The following is a 23,961-nucleotide window of genomic DNA, read 5'->3' on the forward strand; positions in this document are numbered from 1 at the left end:
CCAGAGTCGGCACCGACACCCTGCTCGGGGACGGCGGGGCGGGGCGGGGCGGCGCGGGGTTGTAGCACACGTTCGACGTGTGATACGCCTCCACGTAGACCAAGCAGTTCTGGCAGGACACCGGGTTCGCCCCGGCGCCAGCACACGGCGCCGCCTGCGCCACACCGGGTGCGGCGGCGAGCACCGAGAACGGGGCGATCGCGAGAGCGGCGGCCGCCGTCGCGATAACGCTCACCCCGCTCACTGGCAGACCTTCCCACACCCCCGTGGTTGTACATGCTAGCGACGTGTCGGGCCCCGGACTTTCCTTGCGGGCCTTTGATCGGCCATAAGATCGTCGACGTGGCAGCGACCGAACGGATCGAACTCACCCTGCTGGCGACCGGTTTGATCTTCATCGTGGCCGGGGCGGCGCAGGCGCGCTACCGCTTCATCAAGGAGCGCCGGCCGGGCCGACGGTTCTACTGGGCCACCTCGATCATCGGCATCGTCAGTTTCGCGGCAGGGGTCGGCCAAATCTGGCCGAACGCGGTCGCCGTCGCAACCATCTTTTCGGCGGTCGTTGTGTTCTCGGCGTATCTGACGACGCCGTACCTCAAAATCGGCGGACGAATCTATGCGTCGTCGCCGGAAAATCGTCAGCCCGATCCCTGAGGAAACCATGCCGACTCCCGATTTCCAGACCCTGCTCTACGCGACGTCCGGCCCCGTTGCCACGATCACGCTGAACCGCCCGGAGCAGCTCAACACCATCGTCCCCCCCATGCCCGACGAGATCGAGGCCGCCGTCGGGCTGGCCGAACGCGACCACGAGATCAAGGTGATCGTGCTGCGCGGCGCCGGCCGCGCCTTCTGCGCCGGCTACGACTTCGGTGGCGGCTTCCAGCAGTGGGGCGAGGCCATGATGTCCGACGGCCAATGGGACCCCGGTAAGGATTTCGCGATGGTCACCGCCCGCGAAACCGGCCCGACCCAGAAATTCATGGCCATCTGGCGCGCATCCAAACCGGTGATCGCGCAGGTGCACGGCTGGTGCGTCGGCGGGGCCAGCGATTACGCGCTCTGCGCCGACATCGTGATCGCCAGCGAGGACGCGGTGATCGGCACCCCCTACAGCCGGATGTGGGGCGCCTATCTGACCGGCATGTGGCTCTACCGGCTGAGCCTGGCCAAGGTCAAGTGGCATTCGCTGACCGGCCGGCCCCTGACCGGCGTCCAGGCCGCCGACGTCGAGTTGATCAACGAGGCGGTGCCGTTCGAGCGTTTGGAGGCCCGCGTCGCCGAGGTCGCCGCGGAGCTGGCCAGGATTCCGTTGTCGCAGCTGCGGGCGCAGAAGCTGATCGTCAACCAGGCCTACGAGAACATGGGCCTGGCGTCCACGCAGATGCTGGGCGGCATCCTCGACGGCCTGATGCGCAACACCCCTGACGCGCTCGATTTCATCAAGACCGCCCAGACGCAGGGCGTGCGGGCGGCGGTCGAGCGGCGCGACGGCCCGTTCGGCGACTACAGCCAGGCCCCGCCGGAGCTGCGGCCGGATCCCAGCCACGTCATCGTGCCTGATCGCGATGGATAGTGAGATGGACTACGAATATGCCCCCGGCCCCCCACAGGGGCCCTGAAAGTGTTACGGTAGCGGCTATGTCTCGGCTGAGTTCCGGCCTGCGCGCAGGCGTCGTATTTCTTGCTTTCCTGGTAGCCCTCGGCATCGCGGCTGCGACCTTCCCGAAGACGGCTGCGGCCGATTCCACCGAGGACTTCCCGGTCCCCCGCCGGCAGATCGCCACCACCTGCGACGCCGAGCAGTACCTGGCGGCCGTCAGGGATACCAGCCCGGTGTACTACCAGCGGTACATGATCGACTTCAACAACCACGCGAACCTGCAGCAGGCGACGATCGATAAAGCGCACTGGTTCTACTCGCTGTCGCCGGAGGAGCGCAGGAACTACTCCGAAAACTTCTACAATGGCGACCCGCTGACCTTCGCCTGGGTCAATCACATGAAGATCTTCTTCAACAACAAGGGCGTTGTCGCCAAGGCCACCGACGTGTGCAACCAGTACCCGCCCGGCGATATGTCGGTGTGGAACTGGTCGTAGATCGACCCTGGTCTTTATTGGCCATCGAGTTTAGACTCTGCGACTGTCGGGAATCGCTTTTTCCCCGTAGTTTGGGGACAAATCAATAGTTCTTGACTGGTATTCGCACTCATGCGGACGCCGGTCCGTGCGACCAGAGTCAACCAGGACTTACACCATGCCCATGCCGGGATGCTGCGCCCCAGCGAGGACGCGATGAGCGTCGTAGACCCCCAGTCCGACGCGCTCGCGGCCCTCGACTGGCTCGAGATCACGTGCCAATCCGAGGCTGGGTGCGCGAATCGGGCGACGCACATCGTGTACCGGCATGCCGTGGACCAGTGCAACCGGCCGAACCTCGACCCGTCCGGAAACGTCGTCGAGATTCTGTGCATCGGTTGCGTGCGCCGGCTCAAGGCCCAGGTGCTGCAGCAGGTGGATCGGATCAACCGCTGCCCGGGGGGCTACTGCCTGACCTGCGGTTCGCCGGTGCACAAACTCAGCGACGTCATGCGCAAGATGGTGCAGCTTCGCACGTACGCCTGACCGCCTGACGCCTTATCAGTAGCGCGGGGCGCTCGCCCGGAACGAATCCATGTCCGCCGCGTGCCCATTGCTGTCTGGGGCATCGTCCTCGGGCAGTAGCAGGGACTGACAGTTCCCCTCGTTACGCACGTGATATGCGTTACACTCCAGGGCGCGAGGGGAAGGAGCCAACGGTCCCCGTCCAGGCAAGACTCGGCCATGATTTACTTAGGTAAGCCTTGGCTGCGCTGGTGCCCCGGGATCGGTGCGCCGGGCGGACGGGCGCAACGCGGCGATCCGCCCAAAGAAGTGCCCAACCGCTGAAGGGATTCCAGATTTTCAAGGTGCTGTCCCGAACGTGGATCCCGCTGGTCATCGTGGCGGTGCTGGTGATCAGTGGATTCATCGTGTACCGCGTCCACGGCTACTTCGGTTCGGAAAAGCGCGAATCGTATGCCGACAGCAACCTGCAAAACCCCAAGCCGTTCAACCCGAAGCGGATCGCCTACGAGGTGTTCGGCCCGCCCGGAACAACCGCGGACATCAGCTATTTCGACGTCAATGGCGACCCCCAACGCGTCGACGGCGCGCCTTTGCCGTGGTCGCTGCGCATCACCACCGACAAGGCCGCGGTGATGGGAAACCTGATGGCGCGCGCCAGCGGCGATAGCGTCGGCTGTCGCATCACGGTGGACGACGTGGTCAAGGCCGAGCGAATTTCCAACGAGGTGCACGCCTACACGTTCTGCGTGGTGAAGTCCGCGTGATCACGCAACAGTTTGCCAACACCCACGCCGAACGACCGTTCATCGCACGAACGATCCACACCTTCGCGGTACCGATTATCCTGTTCTGGATCGGGATCGCCATCGCCCTCAGCCTGTTCGTCCCATCGCTGGAAGAGGTCGGCCAAGAACGGTCGGTGTCGCTAAGCCCTGGCGACGCACCGTCATTCGTCGCGATGAAACACATCGGCCACGCGTTCAACGAGGGCGAGACCGACAGCTCGGCGATGATCGTGCTGGAGGGCAACCAACCCCTTGGCGACGATGCGCACAAGTACTACGACGCGATGATCCGCAAGTTGCGCGACGACAAAACGCACGTGCTGAGCGTCCAGGACTTCTGGGGAGATCCCCTCACGGCCGCGGGCGCGCAAAGCAACGACGGCAAGGCGGCAACCGTCCAGGTGAACCTCGCCGGTAATCAGGGCGAGCCGCTGGCCAACGAATCCGTCGGGGCGGTCCGCAAGATCGTCAACAGCATCCCGCCGCCGCCCGGGGTCAAGGTCTACGTCACCGGGGTGGCGGCGCTCGCCGCGGACCTGCACCACAGCGGCGACAAATCCATGGCCAGGATCACGGCGACGACGATCGCGGTGATCCTCATCATGTTGCTGTTCGTCTACCGCTCGATCACCACCGTGATCCTGCTGCTGGTCACCGTCGGCTTCGAATTGACCGGGGCGCGCGGAGCCGTCGCGCTGATGGGGCACTTCGGACTCCTGGGACTCTCCACCTTTGCGGTATCCCTGCTCACTTCGCTGGCCATCGCGGCCGGCACGGACTACGGCATCTTCATCATCGGCCGCTATCAGGAGGCCCGCCAGGCCGGTGAAGACAGGGAATCCGCTTTCTACACCATGTACCGGGGGACGGCGCACGTGATCCTGGGCTCCGGTCTGACGATCGCCGGGGCGACGTTCTGCCTCCATTTCGCTCGGATGCCGTACTTCCAAACCCTCGGCATTCCGTGTGCGATCGGGATGCTGACCGCGGTGGCGATCGCGCTGACGCTCGGCCCGGCGGTCCTCACCGTCGGCAGCCGGTTCGGCGTGTTCGATCCGAAGCGCAAGCTCGGGGTCCGCGGCTGGCGGCGCGTCGGCACCGCGGTGGTTCGCTGGCCGCTGCCGATTCTGGCCGTCACGTTTGCCGTCGCCCTCGTCGGCCTGCTCACGCTGCCCGGCTACAAGGCCAATTACAACGACCGGGAGTACCTGCCCACCTCCATCCCCGCCAACGAGGGCCTGATGGCCGCGGATCGCCACTTCTCGCAGGCCCGGATGAAGCCGGAAATCCTGATGATCGAGTCGAACCACGACATGCGCAACCCGGCCGACTTCCTGGTTCTCGACAGGCTGGCCAAGGGCATCTTCCGCGTCCCCGGCATCTCGCGCGTCCAGGCGATCACCCGGCCCGACGGAACGACGATGGACCACACGTCGATCCCGTTCCAGATGAGCATGCAGAGCGCCGGTCAGATGCAGAGCATGAAATATCAGCGCGACCAGATGGACAACATGCGCAAGCAGGCCGACGAGATGACCAAGACGATCGTCACCATGCAACGGATGTACGACCTGATGACCCAGCTCGTCGCCACCACGCACCGCATGGTCGGCGACACCGAACAGATGCAGCAGATCACCAACGAGCTCCGCGATCGCATCTCGGACTTCGACGATTACTGGCGGCCAATCCGCAGCTACTTCTATTGGGAGAGGCACTGTTTCGACATTCCGATCTGCTGGTCGTTCAGATCGATATTCGACGCGCTGGACGGCCTGGACCAGATCGACGAGAAACTCAACACGCTGGTGGGTGACATCAAAGACCTGGATCGGCTGATGCCGCAGATGGTCGCCCAGTTCCCGCCGATGATCGAGACCATGGTGAACATGCGGACCATGATGCTGGACATGAACAGCACCATGTCCGGGATCTTCGATCAGATGGACGAGATGAGCGACAACGCGACGGCGATGGGCCACGCCTTCGACGCCGCCAAGAACGACGACTCGTTCTACCTGCCTCCCGAGGTCTTCAAGAACAAGGACTTCAAACGCGCGATGAACAACTTCCTGTCGCCCGATGGGCACGCGGCGCGCTTCATCATCCTGCATCGCGGAGACCCCGCGTCGGCCGAGGGCATCGCGAGCATCGACAAGATTCGCACCGCGGCCGAGGAGTCAACCAAGGGAACGCCTTTGGAAGACGCGAAGATCTATCTGGCCGGAACCGGCGCCGTCTTCAAGGACATCTCCGAGGGCGCCCAGTGGGATCTGGTGATCGCGGGGATTTCGTCGCTGTGCCTGATCTTCATCATCATGCTGATCCTCACCCGCGCCCTGGTCGCCGCCGCGGTCATCGTGGGCACGGTGGCGATTTCCCTGGGCGCTTCCTTCGGGCTGTCGGTGCTTTTCTGGCAGCACATCCTCGGAATCCAACTGCACTGGATCGTGCTCGCAATGTCGGTCATCGTGCTGTTGGCGGTGGGATCGGACTACAACCTGTTGCTGGTCTCCCGGTTCAAGCAGGAGATTCACGCCGGCCTGAACACCGGCATCATCCGCTCGATGGGCGGCACGGGCAAGGTGGTGACCAACGCGGGCCTGGTGTTCGCGTTCACGATGGCGTCCATGGTCGTCAGCGACGTACGGATGGTCGGGCAGGTGGGCACGACGATCGGCCTCGGCCTGCTGTTCGACACGCTGATCGTGCGCGCGTTCATGACGCCGTCCATCGCCGCCCTGTTGGGGCGCTGGTTCTGGTGGCCGATCCGGGTGCGATCCCGCCCGGCCCGGGTGGCGTCGCGGCCGGTCGGACCCCACCCGCCGGACCGCTCCATGGCGTACAGCGATTAGTCCGTCGGCCGATTAGCTCCGAATAGCTGGTATGGCAACGATCGCGCTCATCGGCTTTCTCGGCGGCCTGATCACCGGCATCTCGCCGTGCATCCTGCCGGTGCTGCCGGTGGTGTTCTTTTCCGGCCTGAACAGCACCCGCGCGGCCCGTCCGTATCTGGTGATCGCCGGCCTGGTCTGCAGCTTCAGCGTTGTCACCCTGGCCGGTTCGGCCCTACTGTCGGCGCTGCACCTGCCGCAGGACGCGATCCGGTGGGCCGCCCTGGTGACGTTGACCCTCATCGGCCTCGGGCTGATCTTCCCGCCCCTGCAGCACCTGATCGAGCGGCCGTTCGCCCGCATCCCGCAGCGCGAAACGGGTTCACACCGCACAGGTTTCGGGCTCGGTCTGACGCTGGGCGCGCTGTATGTGCCGTGCGCGGGGCCGGTGCTGGCCGCCATCGTCGTCGCCGGCGGAACGGCGCGCATCGGCCCGCCCATCCTGGTTTTGACCGCGGCGTTCGCGGTCGGTGCCGCCCTGCCGCTGCTGATCTTCGCCCTGGCCGGGCGGCGCATCGCCGAGCGCGTCGCGGCCTTCCGCCGCCGGCAGCGCGCGATTCAGGTCGCCGGCGGGATCACGATGATCCTGCTGGCGGTGGCGCTGGTCTTCAACCTGCCCGCCGTGCTGCAGCGCGCCGTCCCCGACTACACGGCGGCGATGCAGAAAGGCGTCGGCGCCAACAACATTCGGCAGAAGCTGAACGCCAGCGGCACCTCCCGGGGGCAGCTGGCCGACTGCACCGAAGCCGCCGACCGGCTGCAGCAGTGCGGGCCGGCGCCCGCCATCACCGGGATCACCGGGTGGCTCAACACCCCGGGCGGCGCCCCGATCGACCTGGCTTCGCTGCGCGGCAAGGTGGTCCTGGTCGACTTCTGGGCGTACTCCTGCATCAACTGCCAGCGCGCGATCCCGCACGTGGTCGATTGGTACAACCGGTATCGCGACGACGGTTTCGTCGCCATCGGGGTGCACACCCCGGAGTACGCGTTCGAACGGGTCCCCGGCAACGTGGCCAGCGGCGCCGCCGCGCTGCACATCGGCTATCCCGTCGCGCTGGACAACGACTACGCGACATGGAACAGCTACCAGAACTTGTATTGGCCCGCCGAGTACCTCATCGACGCCAACGGGACGGTGCGGCACACCAAGTTCGGCGAGGGCGACTACGACGGCACGGAAAGGCTGATCCGCGAATTGCTCACCGACGCCAACCCGAACGTCAGGCTGCCCGGCGCCGGCGGCGCGGTCGATGCCACCCCGCGCACCCGGCTCACCCCCGAGACCTACCTGGGCGCGGGCAAGGCCCTCAACTACGGCGGTGGCGGCGAATACAAGCCCGGCACAGCCACATTCGCCTACCCGGCGACGCTGCCCGACGACCGGTTCGCCCTGCGCGGCCGGTGGACCCTGGACGACCAGGGCGCCACCGCCGACAGTGACGACGCCGCCATCCGGCTGAACTACACCGGCAAGGACGTCTACGTCGTCGTCGGCGGCACCGGCACCATCACCGTGACCCGGGGCGGCCGGACGACCGCGACGGCCATCGGCGGCCCGCCCACCCTGCACCAGATCGCCGGCGAGGACGCCGGGGACGCCGCGCACCGCGATCAGCTCGACCTACAGGTCGGCAAGGGCCTGCAAGTGTTTTCGTTCACATTCGGCTGAGCAGTCCATGTCGTCGACGGCTTCGAATCACTCACGGTGGATGCAATGAATCTGGTGAACCTCCTGCAGGTCTCCGCCTGGATCGGGCGCTACAACGTCGTCGACGTGGCCTGGGGCGTGGGCTTCGTGGCCATCGCCGCCGTCGCCGCGACGCTGGGCCGCGGGGACGCGGCCCGGCGATGGCTGCTGCTTGCACTGGTGGCGATCTGGGGACTGCGGCTGGCCTGGCACATCCAGCGCAAGACGGCCGGCACGGGCGAGGGTCCCCGGTACGCCGCCCTGCTCCGCGGCGCGACGGTCGCCCTGGGGGCACCTCCCGCTTGCGGGGGAACGGTACGGAAAGTCTTTGTGCTGCAGGCCTTTATCGGCTGGTGGGCCCTGGCCACGGTCGGCTCGCCGGTACTCATGACGTACTTCATGTATGTCAGCGGCGCGCGGCTGACCGAGAAGCTGATGGCCGGCCGTCCCGGCTTCGACGGAAACCGGCAACGGGCAGCGTTTTTCTTCCCCCGGCCGCCTCGATCGGCCTCTCGATGAGGGGCGATAGGCTACCGGTCGATGAGCAACGAGCTCGATGCCCTGCTGCGCCAGGTCGCGCGCGGGGACAGCGCCGCCTTCGCCACGGTCTACGACCTCACCAAAGCCCGGGTATATGGACTGGTGATGCGGGTGGTGCGTGACCCGGGCTACAGCGAGGAAACCACCCAGGAGGTCTATCTCGAGGTGTGGCGCATGGCGGCGCAGTACGACCCCGCCAGAGGGTCGGCCCTGGCCTGGATGCTGACCATGGCGCACCGGCGGGCCGTCGACCGGGTGCGCGCCGAGCAGGCGGGCAGCACGCGGGAATCCCGCTACGGTGCGGCCAACGCCGACCCGCCCGTCGATGTCGTCGCCGACTCGGCGATCGCCGGCGACGAGCGTCGCCGGGTGACCCAATGCCTGGAGGGGCTCAGCGATGCGCAGCGCCAGTGCATCGAGCTGGCCTACTACCAGGGGCTGACGTACAGCGAGGTGTCGCAGCGACTGGCCGCCAACCTATCGACGATCAAGTCCCGCATCCGCGACGCGCTGCGCGGCCTGCGTAACTGCCTGGACGTGCCATGACCGAACCGACCGATTTCGACCTGCTCGAGCTCGCCACGCCGTACGCCCTGCATGCCCTGTCGGACGCGGAACGCGCCGAGGTCGAGCGGCGGGTCGCCGCCGCGCCGGCGCCGGTCGCGGAGGCCTTCGGCGACGAGGTGCGCGCCGTGCGCGAGACGATGGCGGTCGTGTCGGCCGCGACCGCGACCGAGCCACCGGTACGCCTGCGGGCGGCCACGCTGTCCGCCGCAAGGCCGAGCAATATTCGCCAGATGGGTTGGCGCAGAACGGTTTTGACCGCCGCCGCGGCGGCGGTCGTGGTGGGCGCCGCGGCGTTCGGCGTGGGCGTGCTGATGCGTCCGCCCGCCACGTCAACGGTCGCCGAGCAGGTGCTGGCCGCCCCCGACGTGCGCACGACCTCGGGACCCCTCGCCAATGGGACCGCCACCGTGATGTTCTCCCGCGACCGCAACGCGGCCGTGCTGGTGATGAACAACGTGCCGCCGCCGTCACCGGGCACCGTGTATCAGATGTGGTTGATCGGGGCCAACGGCCCCACCTCGGCGGGCACCATGGGCGCCGAGGCCGTGTTGCCGTCGACGAAAGACACGCTCACCAACATCGGATCCTCGACGGCGCTGGCGTTCACCGTCGAACCCGGCAACGGGTCGCCGCGGCCGACCACCCCGATCCTGGCCTCGCTGCCCCTCAGCTGAGATCAGGCCTTCTTGGCCAGGCCGCCCACGATCGCGACGAGCACGCCCAGCCCGACCAGCGCGGCGCCGGCGACCAGCGTCACGTCGAGCCAGTGGCGCAGGCCGGCCTCGGCGTGGGCGACCATCACCTCGGCGACCTGGCGGATGTCCCCGGTGGTGCGGTTGAGCGCGTCGTCGAGGTAGCGGCGGCCCGCCTCGATGCCCGCCCATCCCGCCGCGCCGACGAGCAGCGCCGAGACCCCGAGGCTGCTCAGGGCCTTGCCGCGGCGGCGCGCGGCGGCCAGCGTCAGCAGCGCGAACAGGCCGCTCAGCGCCGCCGCGCCGGCGCTGACCCACGGCCCCCAGGCCGCCAGCCGGCTCAGCTTTCCCTCCCGCAGGGACGGCGGCATCGACACCGCCACCGGGACGGTCAGGTCCGCGGGCACCGTGACGTTGTGGCTGCTCAACACCTGCCGGAACGAGTCGTCCTTGAGCATCGGGGCCACGTCGATGACCCACTGATTGCCGCCGCGGCCCGGCGCCGGGTCGGTGAACAACCAGGCGTGGGCGGCCCGGTTCGCCCGGGCGAACAGCGGCGGAAACGAGGGGCCCGCCGTGAAGCCGCTCGCGACGTCGTGCACCTGCGCGCTGTCCACCGGGTAGCGACCCGCGCCGTGCGTGGCGATGAGCGCCATCGCCCGGGTGGTGAGTTCGCCCGCCATGGCGGACTGCAGGGCGGGGTCGCCCGCGGCCTGCTGCGCGAGCGCGGCGTAGCCGTCCTCGCTGACGAGGTTGCGCTGCGCCCAGGCCGCGGGAATCGCAACGGCCAGCGCAACCGTGGTGGCCAGCCACAACGCAACGGTCGCCGCGAATCGCACGCCTTAGAACCTACTGAATCCCCCGCACGTACGCGGCCTGGCCGAGGTGCTGGGCGCAGTCGTCGATGATGCTCACCAGCCGCGCGCTGGCCGTCACCGGCGGATCCCAGTTGGTGTCGACGACGCGGCCCAGCTCGTCGGCCGTCACGCTGGCGACGTATTCGAGGGTCAGCTTGTGCACCGCGTGGTAGTAGCCCCTCAGCAGCTCGGCGGGCGCCTTCACCTTCGCCACCTCGTCGGGGCCGTGCCCGTACCCGGTGTCGTCCCGCGGCAGGTCCAACCCGAACCGGTCCACCCAGCCGTCGCGGGTCCACACCTGCTCCACACCGGCCACCTGGGCCAGCTGGATGTCCTGCACCCGCGCGCTGTGCCAGAGCAGCCAGGCGATGCTGTTGGCGTTCGGGGCCGGGCGGTAGTTCGACACCTCGTCGGTCAGCCCGTCGGCGAGCTCGTCGACGTGTTCGATCAACCGGGTGAACGCGTCGCGAAGCAGTTCCTGAGTTGCGGCGTCGGCGTTGGGCATGCCATCGACATTACGGGCCCCCGTGCCAGACCGCCTCGAGGTTATTGCCGTCGGGATCGGGGACGAAGGCCCCGAAGTACCCGGGGTGATATTCGGGCCAGAGCCGCGGCCCGTGGTGGGGGCACCTCCCGCTTGCGGGGGATGACTCGGCGCCCAGCGCGCGGGACCCCTGCCCGACCCGTCCGCGATCCAGAATGACGGTTTGCCGTCGCGGCCGTACCCGATGGCGCGGCCGAATTCCATTTGCCGCGAGAAACCAAGCACTCCCAGCACGTCGTCGTAGAAATTCTGCGATTTCGGATAATCGGCGCAATTGATTCCGATGTGGTCGATCACGAAGAGATCCTGGCACGATCCACCGGCGCGGTCGTAGATTATTTAGATGACCTACGACCTCATCATCCGCAACGGCACCATCGTCGACGGGCTGGGCGGTGAGCCGTACGTGGGCGACGTCGCGGTAGCGAACGGTGTCATCACACAGGTGGGCCCGGTCGGATCGGTGAACGGGGACGGCGCCCACCGCGAGGTCGACGCCACCGGGCTGCTGGTCACGCCCGGATTCGTCGACCTGCACACCCACTACGACGGCCAGTCCATCTGGTCGGAGCGGCTGACCCCGTCGTCGGCACACGGGGTCACCACGGTGGTGGTGGGTAACTGCGGTGTCGGCTTCGCGCCGTGCCGCCAGGAGGACCACGACGTGCTCGTCGACGTGATGGCCGGGGTCGAGGACATCCCCGGCGTCGTGATGACCGACGGCCTGCCGTGGAACTGGGAAACCTTCCCCGAATACATGGACGCGCTGGAGGCGGGCAAACGCGACATCGACGTGGCGGCCTACCTGCCGCACTCGCCGCTGCGGGTGTACGTGATGGGTCAGCGCGGCGCGGAGCGCGAGCCGGCCACCGCCGAAGACCTCGCCGAGATGCGGGCGCTGGCCAAGGAGGCGATCGAGGTGGGCGCGCTGGGCTTCGCGTCGTCGCGGCTGACGATCCACAAGACCGAAAGCGGTTCGCCGATACCGAGTTACGACGCCGCCCGCGAGGAGATCGAAGAGATCGCCAAAGGTGTCGTGGACGCCGGCGGCGGGCTGCTGCAATTCGTGCCGGACATTCCCACCGGCGGCTACCAGCCCGTCCTGCAAACGGTGTTCGATGTGGCCGAGGACCTGGACCTGCCCGTCACCTTCACCCTCGTCGTCGCCAACTCCGGGGACCCGACGTGGGAGGACGCCATCACGATGATCGAGAAGGCCAATGCAAATGCGGGGGCCGGCGGGGCACAATTTACCGCGCAGCTGCTGCCGCGCCCGATCGGCCTGATCATCGGGCTGCAGCTGAGCGCCAACCCGTTCGTGCTGTACCCCAGCTACCGCGAGATCGCGCACCTGCCGCTGGCAGAGCGCGTGGCCGAGATGCGCAAGCCCGAGGTCCGCGCCCGGATCCTGGCCGACAAGCCCGGCGTCGGTCACCCGATCCTGTACGTGGCGCAGATGTGGGACTGGATCTACCCGCTGGGCGACGAGCCGAACTACGAGCCGGACCCGTCGACCAGCATCGGGGCCCGCGCCCGGGCCCGCGGGGTGAATCCGATGGAGGAGGCTTATGACCGGCTGCTCGACGACGACGGCCGCGCTATGCTGCTGGTCGCGACCAGCAACCTGCAGAACAACTCGCTGGACACCGTCGGGAAGCTGCTGCACCGCGACGACGTGGTGCTCGGGCTCGGCGACGGTGGCGCCCATTACGGCATGATCTGCGACGCCAGCTACACGACCTACTTCCTGGCGCATTGGGCGCGGGATCGCAAGTCCGGCAGGTTCACCGTCGCCGAGGCCGTGCGCGAGCTCACCTCGGTGCCGGCCCGGGTGGCCGGGCTGGGCGACCGGGGCCGCATCGCCGCCGGATACAAGGCCGATCTGAACGTCATCGACCACGCCGCCCTGCGGCTGCACAAGCCGGTGATCCGGCATGACCTGCCCGCCGGCGGGCGGCGCCTGGATCAGACCGCGGAAGGATATGTGACAACCATCGTTTCCGGGGAAATAATTGCTGAAAATGGCGTTCCGACCGACGCTCGTCCAGGCAAGTTGGTCCGCGGCCGAAAGCCCATGCCTGTACCTGGTCGATAACGCCACGAAGGGCGGCCCTTCCCGGTTAAGTTGGGTCAGTGACGAGCCCGCATTTTGCGTGGTTGCCGCCTGAAATCAACTCGGCACTAATTTTTGCCGGGCCAGGTGCGGCGCCGCTGCTTGCTGCGGCCGAAGCCTGGGACGGATTGGCCGAGGACCTGGCGTCGTCAGCTTCGTCGTTCTTTTCGGTGACATCGGATCTGGCCAACGGCTCGTGGCAGGGCGCGTCCGCGGCGGCAATGATGGCCGTCGCGACCCAGTACGTGGGCTGGCTCAGCGCGGCCGCCGCCCAGGCCGAGGCGGCATCGAGCCAGGCCGCAGCCATCGCCGCCGCCTTCGAGTCCGCGGTGGCGGCCACGGTGCAGCCCGCGGTGGTGTCCGCGAATCGCGCCCTGGTGCGGGCGCTGGCGTCCACGAACTGGTTCGGATTCAACGTCCCGGCGATCATGGACACCGAGGCCGCCTACGAGGCGATGTGGGCGGCCGACGTGGCCGCGATGTTCGGTTACCACGCCGACGCGTCGGCGGCAGCCGCGCAATTGGCGCCCTGGCAGCAGGTCCTGCAAAAGATCGGTTTCACCTTCAACAACGGTAAAATTGGTTTCGGTCCACTTTCGATGGGCAATTCCAACGTCGGTTTCGGAAACAGCGGCAACTTAAATGTCGGCTCCGGAAATTCGGGGAACAACAACTTGGGCTTGGGGAACCTCGGTAATAACAACTTTGGCTTTGGTAACAGCGGTAACAACGACTTCGGGATCGGGCTGACCGGCAACAACCAGATCGGCTTCGGCGGCTTCAACTCCGGCACCGGCAACATCGGGTTTTTCAACTCCGGCAGCAATAACGTCGGTTTCTTCAACTCCGGCACCGGAAACTTCGGCATCGGTAACGCGGGCGTGTCCAACACCGGCGTCTTGAACTCCGGAGCGGTCAACGCGGGCCTGTTCAACAGCGGCAACGCCAACACGGGCATTTTCATGGACGGCGCGGCCGCCCACGGCGCCCAGGATGCCGCCGTGCTCAACTCCGGGATGACGGGCGGCGTCGGGGCGGCCAACCTCAGCTCGAGCCTGCTCAACTCGGCCGCGACCACCGGCGGCCTCAATGCGAGCCTGTCGAACGCGGCGATGCTCACCCCGGCCAGCGCCATCGCCGGCCCGGCCGACACGAGCGCCCTCGCCGGCGGCATCCAGGCGGGCGGCGCGAACGCCGTCGCGGGTGCGGCGGCCGGCCCCACCCCCACCCCGCCGGCCCTGCGGACCACTACGGCTCCCACCGGCTTCTTCGCCGCCAGCGGCGCCGAGGAGGGCGTGCGGAACCTGGCCGCGCGGGAGTCGGGCATACCCAACTCGAGCTTCTTCAACAAGGCTGACCGCCCGCCCGCCGTGCCCGAGCCGGGCATCGGGGAGCCGGTCATCCCCGACTAGCGGCCTAGTCTGAAGGCATGCGCACGAAGAAGAAGGTGGACCTCGAGCGGCTCGCTGCCGCCCTCCCGGACTTTCCGTTTGCATACCTGATCACGGTCGGCGACGACTATCGAGCCCACACCGTGACCGTCGAGCCGCGGATGCGCGAGGCCACTCTCGACGTCGGCCTCATCGGCGGGCGCACCCGGGAGAACCTGGCCCAGCGCGGCGACGTCACCCTGGTGTGGCCCCCGCGCGAGCCCGGCGGCTACTCGCTGATCGTCGACGGCAAAGCCGAAGTGGCGGAATCGGCCGGCGAGGCCGTCCACCTGGGCGTCGTGCCGGAGCGCGCGCTGCTGCACCGCGAGGCCGACTCCCCCAGCGCCGCCAAAGGGTGCCTGCACGACTGCGTGGTGTTCTCGCTGTGAGCCGCGTTGCGCCGCTCGCTCCACCGTGGAGCGAGGAGGACGCCACGGGCATCAACAGCTGGGGTCACCCGGACCGCACCTACGAGCCGCTGCTTCTGGTGCGTTGCCTGCAGCGCCACCCGGCGCTTGCGAGCCGGCTGCGCAAGCTTGGCGAATCCCTTTATGTCGTAGCGCTTTTGCCGCCCCGGACCCGGACGATCGCGATCCTGCGCAGCTGCGCGCTGCTGCGGTGCGAGTACGAGTGGGGCGGGCAGGCGGCGTTCTGGGGTCCGATCGCGGGCGTCACCGACGACGAGTGCGACGCCCTGGTCACCGGCGGCGCGGACGACCCGCGGTGGAGCCCGGCCGAGCGGACGCTGATCGAGGCGGTGGACGAACTGGAACGCAGCGGCTCGTGGTCGGAGTCGACCTGGGCGGCGCTGGGACGCGACCTCAGTGACGAGCAGCGGATCGAATTGCTGACCGCCGTCGGCTGGTACCGCACGATCTGCACGCTGTGCAACGCGCTCGCGCTACCGGTGGAAGGGTGGATGCGGCGCTGGCCCTCAGCTGGTTGACCGGTCCCTTTTGAGGCCCGGATGCTGGTTCTTCAGTAGCGGCAGCAGCACCCGTCGCGGCATGAACTGGAACAGCCGGGTGGACAGTTGGCTCGGCAGCCCGGCGATCACGGTCCCGCGGTCGTGCTCGAGGGCGTCGACCCCGATGCGCGCCACCTCGCGCGACGGCATCCACAGGAATTTCGGGAACGCGTCGGCAAAGGTCCGCTCATCCATGCCCGCGTTCTTCAGGAACTCGGTGCGCACCGGCCCCGGGCACAGCAGCGCGACGGTGACACCGGTGCCGGCGAGTTCGCCGCGCACCCCCTCGGTGTAGGTCTTCACGAACGCCTTGGTGGCGGAGTAGCCGGCTTGCCCCGGGAAGGGGTGGTAGCCCGCGGTGGATCCGAGGTTGAGGATCGCGCCGCGCCCGCGTGGGACCATCTGCTGCACCGCGCGGGTGGTGAGGTCGATGACGGCCTCGACGTTGACCCGCACCTGGGCGATCTCGTCGTCGACGCGCGTCTTCGTCACCGACCCGATGGTGCCGATGCCGGCGTTGTTGACCAGGATTTCGACGGTCAGCCCGCGGCGGTCGACCTCGTCCAGGAGGCCGGCGCGGGCTGTCGCGTCCGCGACGTCGCAGGCGATCACCTCGACGCGCACGCTGCCCGCGAGCTCGTCGGCCAGCTCGCGCAGCCTGTCCTCGCGTCGGGCGACGAGCGTCAGGCCGTGGCCGCGCTCGGCCAGCTCCCGGGCGATGTCGGCGCCGATGCCCGACGATGCCCCGGTGACGACGGCGGTGCCGGTGGGTGATGGGGTCGGAAGAGCCACGCGGTTAAACGTACAAGGCGGCCCAGCGCGCCGATCGTGAAACCAGGGCGGAAAAATCGCCGAAATCCCGCCCTGAGCTCACGCTCGGCGGACACGAGAAAGCCCGGCCCCCAAAGGGACCGGGCTTTCTCGTACAGGGACTTAGAAGTCCATACCGCCCATGCCGCCGGTCGGGTCGCCCGCGGGAGCGGACGCCTTCTCCGGCTTGTCGGCGACGACAGCCTCGGTCGTCAGGAACAGCCCGGCAATGGACGCCGCGTTCTGCAGCGCCGAGCGGGTGACCTTGACCGGGTCGGCAACGCCGGCCTTGAGCAGGTCCTCGTACTCGCCGGTGGCGGCGTTCAGGCCGGTGCCGGCCTTCGCGTTGCGGACCTTCTCGGCGACAACACCGGGCTCCAGCCCGGAGTTGAAGGCGATCTGCTTCAGCGGAGCCTCGAGCGCCACGCGGACGATGTTGGCACCGGTGGCCTCGTCGCCGGTGAGCTTGAGCTCCTCGAGCGACGGTGCCGCCTGCAGCAGGGCCACGCCACCGCCGGCGACGATGCCCTCCTCGACGGCCGCCTTGGCGTTGCGGACCGCGTCCTCGATGCGGTGCTTGCGCTCCTTGAGCTCCACCTCGGTGGCCGCTCCGGCCTTGATCACCGCAACACCGCCGGCCAGCTTGGCCAGGCGCTCCTGCAGCTTCTCGCGGTCGTAGTCGGAGTCGCTGTTCTCGATCTCGCTGCGGATCTGGGCCACGCGTCCGGCGATGGCGTCGGAGTCACCGGCGCCCTCGACGATGGTGGTCTCGTCCTTGGTGACGACGACCTTGCGGGCCTTGCCGAGCAGCGAGATGTCGGCGGTCTCCAGGGACAGGCCGACCTCCTCGCTGACGACCTGACCACCGGTGAGGATGGCCATGTCCTGCAGCATCGCCTTGCGGCGGTCACCGAAGCCGGGGGCCTTGACCGCCACCGACTTGAAGGTGCCGCGGATCTTGTTGACGACCAGGGTGGACAGCGCCTCGCCCTCGACGTCCTCGGCGATGATCAGCAGCGGCTTGCCGCCCTGAATGACCTTCTCCAGCAGCGGGAGCAGGTCCTTGACGGTCGACACCTTGGAGCTGACCAGCAGGATGTAGGGGTCCTCCAGGACCGCTTCCTGACGCTCGGCGTCGGTGACGAAGTAGCCCGAGATGTAGCCCTTGTCGAACCGCATGCCCTCGGTGAGCTCGAGCTGCAGGCCGAAGGTGTTGGACTCCTCGACGGTGATGACGCCCTCGTTGCCGACCTTGTCCATCGCCTCGGCGATCAAGTCGCCGATCGACTGGTCGCCCGCGGAGATGGCCGCGGTGGCCGCGATCTGCTCCTTGGTCTCGACGTCCTTGGCCGACTTCAGCAGGACCTCGGTGACCTTCTCGACGGCCTTCTCGATGCCGCGCTTCAGGCCCAGCGGGTTGGCGCCGGCCGCAACGTTGCGCAGGCCCTCTTTGACGAGCGCCTGAGCCAGCACGGTGGCCGTCGTCGTGCCGTCACCGGCCACGTCGTCGGTCTTCTTGGCGACTTCCTTGACCAGCTCGGCGCCGATCTTCTCGTACGGGTCCTCCAGCTCGATCTCCTTGGCGATGGACACGCCATCGTTGGTGATCGTGGGGGCACCCCACTTCTTCTCCAGTACGACGTTGCGGCCCTTGGGCCCCAACGTCACCTTTACCGCGTCCGCGAGGGCGTTCAGGCCCCGCTCAAGGCCGCGACGGGCCTCTTCGTCGTACGCAATTGTCTTGGCCATTGCGAAGTGATTCCTCCGGATTGGGGATGACACGTTCTGGCCGGGCGCAGTGCCCGCGACGGACGACCGGAGCTGTCTTATTGCTAGGTCTCACCGTCCCGACCTAGCACTCGCTGGTCGCGAGTGCCAAGTCATTCTTAGCACTCGCCCATGCCGAGTGCAAGAACGGCCCCCGGTTATCGCCCAGCGCGTAAACCGTCGATGACGACGTCGGTCACTCGCTCTGCCAGCGCGGAGTCGTAGGCCTCCATCGCCTGGCAGCCGACCAGGATCGTCTTGAGATCCCGCATATCGATGTCGCGCCGCGCCGTGCCGGCTTCCTGCGCGGCCCGCAGCAGCTCGCCGAGCAACGCCTTGAACGCGTCCTCGGCCTCGGGCGCGGCGCAGGCGATGTCGATCCCCAGCCCGGCCAGCGCGTCGACCAGGCCGCGGTCCGTCGCGCCCCATTGCAGCACCATCGAGCGCAGGAAACTGAAGAGCGCCTCGCCCGGTCCCGCGGATTCGAGCAGGGCATGCCCGTCGTCGACGAGGCGCCCCATCCGGTCTTCGATGACGGCCGCCAGCAGCGCCTCCTTCGTCGGGAAGTGCCGGTAGACGGTGCCGGCGCCGAGCCCGGCGCGCCGGGCGATCTCGTCGATCGGCACCGCCAGGCCCTCGGCCGCGAAGGTCTCGTAGGCGACTTCCAGCACGCGCGCGCGGTTGCGCGCCGCGTCGGCGCGCAGCGGCCGTGTCGGTTGCGCCATCTGTTCACCACCTATGAGTTGACAAAGCGGGGCGTGCGTTCCGTATAGTTGCGATCAACCGGAGCGCTCGCCCCGTTTACTCTACTAGTTCAAGGAGCCCGTCATGGCCAAGTGGACCGCCGCGGACATTCCCGACCAGACCGGTCGCGTCGCCGTCATCACCGGAGCCAACACCGGCCTCGGCTACGAGACCGCGCTCGCGCTCGCCGACCACGGCGCCCGCGTGGTGCTGGCCGTGCGCAACCTGGAAAAGGGCAAGGACGCCGCGGCCCGGATCACCGCGACGAGCCCGCACGCGGACATCGCGCTGCAGGAGCTGGACCTGACGTCGCTGGACTCCATCCGCGCCGCCGCCGAGCAGCTGCGCTCCGCGCACGACCGCATCGACCTGCTGATCAACAACGCGGGCGTGATGTGGACGCCGAAGTCCACCACCAAGGACGGCTTCGAGCTGCAATTCGGCACCAACCACCTCGGCCACTTCGCCTTCACCGGGCTGCTGCTGGACCGGCTGCTGCCCGTCGCCGGCTCCCGGGTCGTGACCGTCAGCAGCATGGGCCACCGCATCCGCGCCGACATCCACTTCGACGACCTGCAGTGGGAACACGGCTACAGCCGCGTGGGCGCCTACGGGCAGTCGAAGCTGGCCAACCTGTTGTTCACCTACGAGCTGCAGCGCCGGCTCGCGCCGCACGGAACGACGATCGCCGCGGCCGCGCACCCCGGCGGCTCGCGGACCGAGCTGACCCGCAACCTGCCGTCCCTGCTCACCCGTGTCGCGCCGCTGATCGAGCCGCTGTTCCAGGGGGCGGACATGGGCGCCCTGCCGACACTGCGCGCCGCGACCGACCCGGGCGTGCTCGGCGGCCAGTACTACGGGCCCGACGGGTTCGGCGAGCAACGCGGGTACCCGAAAATCGTTGGGTCCAGCGAGAAGTCGCACGACGTCGCCACGCAGCGCCGGCTGTGGGCCGTCTCCGAGGAGCTCACCGGGGTGGTCTATCCCTTCGACTGACGGGGTAACACTGGAGGCATGTCCCTCGCCGTTCCGCCCTATCCACCGCCCCGCTACACCAAGGACGAGCCGGAGGTCAGCGCGTGGCTCAAGCGCGCCGACGAGCCACCCGACTACGAGACCTTCGGGACCAAGTACCACTACCTGGCCGGCCAGCAGGCCACCGACGGCGACTACGGCCTCTACCGGGTCGACATCGGCCCGGCCGGCGGCGGGCCCCCGGCCCACTTCCACCGGGCCATGTCCGAGGCGTTCTTCGTCCTGTCCGGGACGATGAAGCTCTACGAGGGCAACGAGTGGGTCGACGGGCACCCCGGCGACTTCCTCTACGTCCCGCCCGGCGGCGTGCACGGCTTCCGCAACGAGGCCGACGAACCGGCGGCGGTCCTGATGCTGTTCGCCCCCGGGGCGCCGCGGGAGGCCTACTTCGAGGGCTTCGGGGCGCTGGCCGACATGACCGACGACGAGCGCCGGGAGTGGTTCATCCGCCACGACAACTACTGGGTGCAGTAGTTGGTGAACGGTGAGCGAACTTTCGGTGCCGCGCACCGATACTCGGCGCGGGCGCGACGTAGGGTTTGGCCGTGCAGGTGAGGTCGAAGCGCGCCGCGGCGTGGTTGCGGATGAAGGTCGAGACGGCATACAGCGCCCCGGTCAGGACCGCCGAGCGGGTCAAACGACCGAGGCGCCCCGGCCTGAGGCGCGTGCCGACCGCATCCGCCCGGGTCCGCGGGCGGCGCCTTCGGCCCCCGACCGGTCACCGCTCGAAGCGGTAGTCGCCGTCGACCAGTTCGCGGGTGCGTTCGTAGAACGCCCGGCCGCTGTACGGCAATTGCGTGACGACCTTGCCGCTGGGATGCCGGAAGTAGTTGTCGCAGGCGAGCCACACCTTGCCCGCCATGGCGTCCTGAAGCTCGTCGTTGTAGCGGCGCTGCGCGTCCGCGGTGACCTCGATCGTGCGCGCGCCGCGGGCCCCCATCACGTCGAGGATGTGGCGGACGAAGGTGGTCTGCGCCTCGTGAATGTACAGAATCGAGTTGACGCCGTTGGTGTTTGGGCCGTACAGCGTGAAGAAGTTCGGATACCCGGCGACCAGCGTGCCGAGGTGGGCCTCGGCGCCACCGCTCCACTCGTCGCGTAGGTGGCGGCCGCCGGTGCCGTAGACGTCGATGCTCGCCAGGTAGTCGGCGGCCTTGAACCCGGTGCCGTAGATGACGGTGTCGACGCGGTGTTCGACGCCGTCGACGGTGCGCACCCCGCGCTCGGTGAACTCGGCGATCGCGGTCGTTTCCAGGGAGACGTTGGGCAACGCGAACGTGGGGTACCACTCGCGCGACATCAGCGGCCGCTTGCAGCCGGCGGGATAGTCCGGGGTCAGCTTCGCGCGCAGCTCGGGATCGGTCACCTTGCGCCGCAGATAGCTGCGCGCGAGCTCGGTGGCCTCGCGCGTCTGCGCGGCGTCGACGTCGAAGCTCGACGATTCGTAGGCATCGAAGGCCTCGTCGCGTAGCTTGCGCGCCGTCTCGGGGTGGCGTTCGAACTCGTCGTGCTGCTCGGTGGTGAACGGGAAGTCGAAGCGCGGGGCAATCCAGATCGGGGTGCGCTGAAACACCGTGAGGTGCGCCGTCTTTGGCGCGATCGCGGGCACGTACTGGACGGCGCTGGCGCCGGTTCCGATGGACGCGACCCGCTCCCCGGCCGTCGACCTGCTGTGATCCCAACGCGCCGAATGGAATTGGCGACCACCGAACCGCCGCGCCCCCGGGATGTCCGGAACGTGCGGCACGTCGAGCATCCCGACCGCGCTCACCACGACGTCGAAGTCGTGCTGGGCGCCGTCGCCGGTCGTCAGCGTCCACCGCCGCTGGTCGTCCGACCACCGCACCGTGGCGATCGCGGTATCCGGCCGCAGCTGCGGCGCCAGCCCGTGGTCGATGGCGACCTTCTCCAGATACGCCAGGATCTCGGGCTGGTTCGCGTAGGTCTTGCTCCACCGCGGGTTGGGCGCAAACGAATACGAGTACAGGTGCGACGGCACGTCGCAGGCCGCGCCCGGGAAGGTGTTGTGCCGCCAGGTCCCACCGAACCCGTCCGCGCGGTCGAAGATGGTGAAGTCGTAGCCGCCCTCGGCCAGCTGGATGCCCATCGCGATGCCCCCGGCACCGGCGCCGATGATCCCGACTCGCGGCTTCAGCCCCATTGCGCGAAGTACGGTCGCTCGGGGCGGCTCTTCTCCACGAGGATGAACACCACGCCCCACGGGTCGACGAACCAGGTGGTGCGGACCCGCGCGACGTCGGCGATCCCGCTGACCAAGAACCGCACTCCCTTGCTCTCCAGTTCGGCGCGGGTGGCGTCGAGGTCCGCACAGATCAGCCCGACGTGCGACAGGCCGTGATCGGTCAGGGCCCGCCCGGCGCCGTTCGGGCCGTCGGCGTTGAGGTATTCGATCACCTCGAGCACCCGGTCGCCGTCGTCACCGAACCCGACGATGGCCGCCTTCATGCTCGGGTCGGACACCAGCTCGCCCATGTCGTCGCGAATGGCATTACCGCTCATGACATACGGCGGCGAGAGCACACGCAGGCCCAATACGTCGCGGTAGAACGCCACCGCGGCCTCGCAATCGGGGACGCACACCCCGGCGTGGGCCAACCCGGTAATCACGTTCTCAACCTTACGTCGGAGAGGCGCCGATCGGGGAGGGCCGATAATGGCCGGGTGCGGTCAGTCGAAGAGCATCAACGAGTCGTAGCGGAGATGATCCGCGCCCGCCCATCGGTCGCGGTCGCGCTGGCGGAGGCCCAGGGGCTGGTGCTGGCCGACGACGTGGTCGCCCGGTTGGCGCTGCCCGTTTTCGACAACTCCGCGATGGACGGCTACGCGGTGCGCGCCGAGGACGTCGCGGACGCCACCCCCGAACGCCCGGTGGTGTTGCCGGTCGCCGAGGACATCCCGGCCGGGCGCACCGACGCGCTGACGCTGCAACCGAAGACCGCGCACCGGATCATGACCGGCGCGCCGGTGCCGGCCGGGACGACGGCCGTCGTGCCGGTCGAGGACACCGACGGCGGGGTGGACTCGGTGGCGATCCAGCAGCCCCGCCCGGCCGGCGCGCACATCCGGCGGGCGGGCGAGGACGTCGCCCCCGGTACCACGGTGCTGCGCGAGGGCCAGGTGGTGACTCCGGCGGTGCTCGGGCTGGCGGCCGCGCTGGGAATGGCGGAGCTGCCGGTGCTTCCGCGCCAGCGGGTGCTGGTGCTGTCCACCGGCTCGGAGCTGGTCCCGCCGGGGGCGCCGCTGCGGCCCGGGCAGATCTACGAGTCCAACTCGATCATGCTGGCCGGCGCCGTCCGCGAGGCCGGCGCCGAGGTGATCGCCGTCGCGACCGCCGAAGACGATGTGGCGCAGTTCAGCTCGATCCTGGACCGGTACGCGGCCGATGCCGACCTGATCATCACCAGCGGCGGCGTCAGCGCCGGCGCCTACGAGGTCGTCAAGGACGCGTTCGGCCGCGACGGGGACCAGGGGGTGGAGTTCGTCAAGGTGGCGATGCAGCCCGGCATGCCGCAGGGCATCGGGCGCGTGGCCGGCGCGACGATCGTCACCCTGCCCGGCAACCCGGTCAGCGCGCTGGTGTCCTTCGAGGTCTTCCTGCGCCCCGCGCTGCGCCGGGCGATGGGCCTGCCGGACCCGGAGCGGCCGCGCCGGCCGGCGGTGCTCGCCGAATCGCTGACCTCGCCGCGCGGCAAGCGCCAGTTCCGGCGCGCCATCCTCGATCGCGAAGCCGGCGACGTCACCAGCTACGGGCCGCCGGCGTCCCACCACTTGCGGTGGCTGGCGTCGGCCAACGCGCTGCTGGACATCCCCGAAGACGTCGTCGAGGTGTCCGAGGGAACCGAGCTGCAGGTCTGGGACCTCAGCTAGGCCGCTGAGTGCGGGGACGACCCCGGGGCTCCGT

Annotated in this window: 24 protein-coding genes and 2 pseudogenes; 17 read left to right on the top strand and 9 right to left on the bottom strand. The window is 68.5% G+C overall.

The genetic code is table 11. From position 1 onward, the window contains the following. Nucleotides 1-244 (bottom strand): annotated as a pseudogene (locus tag A5787_RS00495) (hypothetical protein); the annotation flags it as partial. Nucleotides 245-342: 98 nt separating this feature from the next. Between A5787_RS00495 and A5787_RS00500 the strand changes: the two are divergent. The 10 genes from A5787_RS00500 (at nucleotide 343) to A5787_RS00545 (ending at nucleotide 9,754) form a co-directional block, all read left to right on the top strand. Then, nucleotides 343-654, top strand: coding sequence for a hypothetical protein (locus A5787_RS00500; RefSeq protein ID WP_066960133.1), 312 nt, complete (start codon nucleotides 343-345; stop codon nucleotides 652-654). Between the two features lie 7 nt (nucleotides 655-661). Beyond that, nucleotides 662-1,576: a crotonase/enoyl-CoA hydratase family protein gene (locus tag A5787_RS00505; RefSeq protein ID WP_066959994.1), complete on the top strand. Its 915-nt coding sequence runs from the start codon at nucleotides 662-664 to the stop codon at nucleotides 1,574-1,576. Between the two features lie 65 nt (nucleotides 1,577-1,641). After that, entirely contained in the window at nucleotides 1,642-2,100 is a 459-nt protein-coding gene (locus A5787_RS00510; RefSeq protein WP_066959997.1) for a DUF5078 domain-containing protein, read from the top strand. A gap of 195 nt (nucleotides 2,101-2,295) precedes the next feature. Next, entirely contained in the window at nucleotides 2,296-2,625 is a 330-nt protein-coding gene (locus A5787_RS00515; RefSeq protein WP_066960137.1) for a hypothetical protein, read from the top strand. 323 nt (nucleotides 2,626-2,948) lie between these two features. Then, nucleotides 2,949-3,371, top strand: coding sequence for an MmpS family protein (locus A5787_RS00520; RefSeq protein WP_066960000.1), 423 nt, complete (start codon nucleotides 2,949-2,951; stop codon nucleotides 3,369-3,371). Next, complete coding sequence (locus A5787_RS00525) at nucleotides 3,368-6,247, top strand: RND family transporter (protein WP_369829062.1); 2,880 nt, start codon at nucleotides 3,368-3,370, stop codon at nucleotides 6,245-6,247. The genes A5787_RS00520 and A5787_RS00525 overlap by 4 nt, the downstream gene beginning before the upstream one ends. A 31-nt stretch (nucleotides 6,248-6,278) precedes the next feature. Then, nucleotides 6,279-7,955 (top strand): cytochrome c biogenesis protein DipZ, encoded by a 1,677-nt coding sequence (locus A5787_RS00530; RefSeq protein ID WP_066960003.1) that lies wholly within the window; start codon nucleotides 6,279-6,281, stop codon nucleotides 7,953-7,955. Nucleotides 7,956-8,000: 45 nt separating this feature from the next. Beyond that, entirely contained in the window at nucleotides 8,001-8,492 is a 492-nt protein-coding gene (locus A5787_RS00535; protein WP_066960009.1) for a DUF1295 domain-containing protein, read from the top strand. 21 nt (nucleotides 8,493-8,513) lie between these two features. Further along, nucleotides 8,514-9,059 carry a sigma-70 family RNA polymerase sigma factor gene (locus A5787_RS00540; RefSeq protein ID WP_066960012.1) on the top strand — a complete coding sequence of 182 codons (546 nt, stop codon included), beginning with the start codon at nucleotides 8,514-8,516 and terminating at the stop codon, nucleotides 9,057-9,059. Further along, the gene (locus A5787_RS00545) at nucleotides 9,056-9,754 is read left to right on the top strand and encodes an anti-sigma factor domain-containing protein (RefSeq protein ID WP_066960015.1); all 699 of its coding nucleotides are present in this window, start codon (nucleotides 9,056-9,058) and stop codon (nucleotides 9,752-9,754) included. Before A5787_RS00540 ends, A5787_RS00545 begins: the two co-directional genes overlap by 4 nt. A gap of 2 nt (nucleotides 9,755-9,756) precedes the next feature. On the opposite strand, the gene A5787_RS00550 is transcribed toward A5787_RS00545, so the two are convergent. The 3 genes and pseudogenes from A5787_RS00550 to A5787_RS27935 all read right to left on the bottom strand — a co-directional run bounded on the left by A5787_RS00550 (nucleotide 9,757) and on the right by A5787_RS27935 (nucleotide 11,470). Then, nucleotides 9,757-10,611, bottom strand: coding sequence for a hypothetical protein (locus A5787_RS00550; protein ID WP_066960018.1), 855 nt, complete (start codon nucleotides 10,609-10,611; stop codon nucleotides 9,757-9,759). A 10-nt stretch (nucleotides 10,612-10,621) separates the two neighbouring features. Further along, a complete protein-coding gene (locus A5787_RS00555; RefSeq protein WP_066960021.1) occupies nucleotides 10,622-11,134 on the bottom strand; it encodes a mycothiol transferase in 513 nt (170 codons plus the stop codon). Between the two features lie 10 nt (nucleotides 11,135-11,144). Next, nucleotides 11,145-11,470 (bottom strand): annotated as a pseudogene (locus A5787_RS27935) (VOC family protein). 46 nt (nucleotides 11,471-11,516) lie between these two features. On the opposite strand from A5787_RS27935, the gene A5787_RS00560 reads away from it, so the two are divergent. From A5787_RS00560 to A5787_RS00575, 4 genes are read left to right on the top strand one after another with little or no spacing between them, the layout of a single operon-like run. Beyond that, entirely contained in the window at nucleotides 11,517-13,268 is a 1,752-nt protein-coding gene (locus tag A5787_RS00560) for an amidohydrolase family protein (protein WP_066960024.1), read from the top strand. Nucleotides 13,269-13,306: 38 nt separating this feature from the next. Further along, entirely contained in the window at nucleotides 13,307-14,698 is a 1,392-nt protein-coding gene (locus tag A5787_RS00565) for a PPE family protein (protein WP_066960027.1), read from the top strand. 17 nt (nucleotides 14,699-14,715) lie between these two features. After that, nucleotides 14,716-15,105 (top strand): hypothetical protein, encoded by a 390-nt coding sequence (locus tag A5787_RS00570; RefSeq protein WP_066960030.1) that lies wholly within the window; start codon nucleotides 14,716-14,718, stop codon nucleotides 15,103-15,105. Further along, nucleotides 15,102-15,662: a carboxymuconolactone decarboxylase family protein gene (locus A5787_RS00575; protein ID WP_066960033.1), complete on the top strand. Its 561-nt coding sequence runs from the start codon at nucleotides 15,102-15,104 to the stop codon at nucleotides 15,660-15,662. The genes A5787_RS00570 and A5787_RS00575 overlap by 4 nt, the downstream gene beginning before the upstream one ends. Here the strand turns inward: A5787_RS00575 and A5787_RS00580 are convergent. The 3 genes from A5787_RS00580 to A5787_RS00590 all read right to left on the bottom strand — a co-directional run bounded on the left by A5787_RS00580 (nucleotide 15,651) and on the right by A5787_RS00590 (nucleotide 18,985). Continuing rightward, entirely contained in the window at nucleotides 15,651-16,475 is an 825-nt protein-coding gene (locus A5787_RS00580) for an SDR family oxidoreductase (RefSeq protein ID WP_066960035.1), read from the bottom strand. The two genes, A5787_RS00575 and A5787_RS00580, sit on opposite strands and share 12 nt — an antisense overlap. A 141-nt stretch (nucleotides 16,476-16,616) precedes the next feature. After that, the gene (groL, locus tag A5787_RS00585; protein WP_066960038.1) at nucleotides 16,617-18,242 is read right to left on the bottom strand and encodes a chaperonin GroEL; all 1,626 of its coding nucleotides are present in this window, start codon (nucleotides 18,240-18,242) and stop codon (nucleotides 16,617-16,619) included. A 176-nt stretch (nucleotides 18,243-18,418) separates the two neighbouring features. Beyond that, a complete protein-coding gene (locus A5787_RS00590; protein ID WP_066960040.1) occupies nucleotides 18,419-18,985 on the bottom strand; it encodes a TetR/AcrR family transcriptional regulator in 567 nt (188 codons plus the stop codon). Between the two features lie 103 nt (nucleotides 18,986-19,088). Here A5787_RS00590 and A5787_RS00595 point away from each other — a divergent pair, with 103 nt between their 5' ends. Both A5787_RS00595 and A5787_RS00600 read left to right on the top strand, forming a co-directional pair. Next, nucleotides 19,089-20,000: an SDR family NAD(P)-dependent oxidoreductase gene (locus tag A5787_RS00595; RefSeq protein WP_066960043.1), complete on the top strand. Its 912-nt coding sequence runs from the start codon at nucleotides 19,089-19,091 to the stop codon at nucleotides 19,998-20,000. Nucleotides 20,001-20,018: 18 nt separating this feature from the next. Next, nucleotides 20,019-20,513 (top strand): cupin domain-containing protein, encoded by a 495-nt coding sequence (locus A5787_RS00600; protein ID WP_066960046.1) that lies wholly within the window; start codon nucleotides 20,019-20,021, stop codon nucleotides 20,511-20,513. A gap of 244 nt (nucleotides 20,514-20,757) precedes the next feature. Here A5787_RS00600 and A5787_RS00605 read toward each other — a convergent pair whose 3' ends face one another. Then, complete coding sequence (locus A5787_RS00605; protein WP_066960049.1) at nucleotides 20,758-22,200, bottom strand: NAD(P)/FAD-dependent oxidoreductase; 1,443 nt, start codon at nucleotides 22,198-22,200, stop codon at nucleotides 20,758-20,760. After that, nucleotides 22,191-22,667 carry a VOC family protein gene (locus A5787_RS00610; RefSeq protein WP_066960052.1) on the bottom strand — a complete coding sequence of 159 codons (477 nt, stop codon included), beginning with the start codon at nucleotides 22,665-22,667 and terminating at the stop codon, nucleotides 22,191-22,193. Before A5787_RS00610 ends, A5787_RS00605 begins: the two co-directional genes overlap by 10 nt. A gap of 54 nt (nucleotides 22,668-22,721) precedes the next feature. On the opposite strand from A5787_RS00610, the gene glp reads away from it, so the two are divergent. Beyond that, a complete protein-coding gene (gene glp, locus A5787_RS00615) occupies nucleotides 22,722-23,927 on the top strand; it encodes a gephyrin-like molybdotransferase Glp (RefSeq protein ID WP_066960054.1) in 1,206 nt (401 codons plus the stop codon). Nucleotides 23,928-23,961: the final 34 nt, after the last annotated feature.

The organism is Mycobacterium sp. 852002-50816_SCH5313054-b, from assembly GCF_001667185.1.
Lineage (GTDB): Bacteria > Actinomycetota > Actinomycetes > Mycobacteriales > Mycobacteriaceae > Mycobacterium.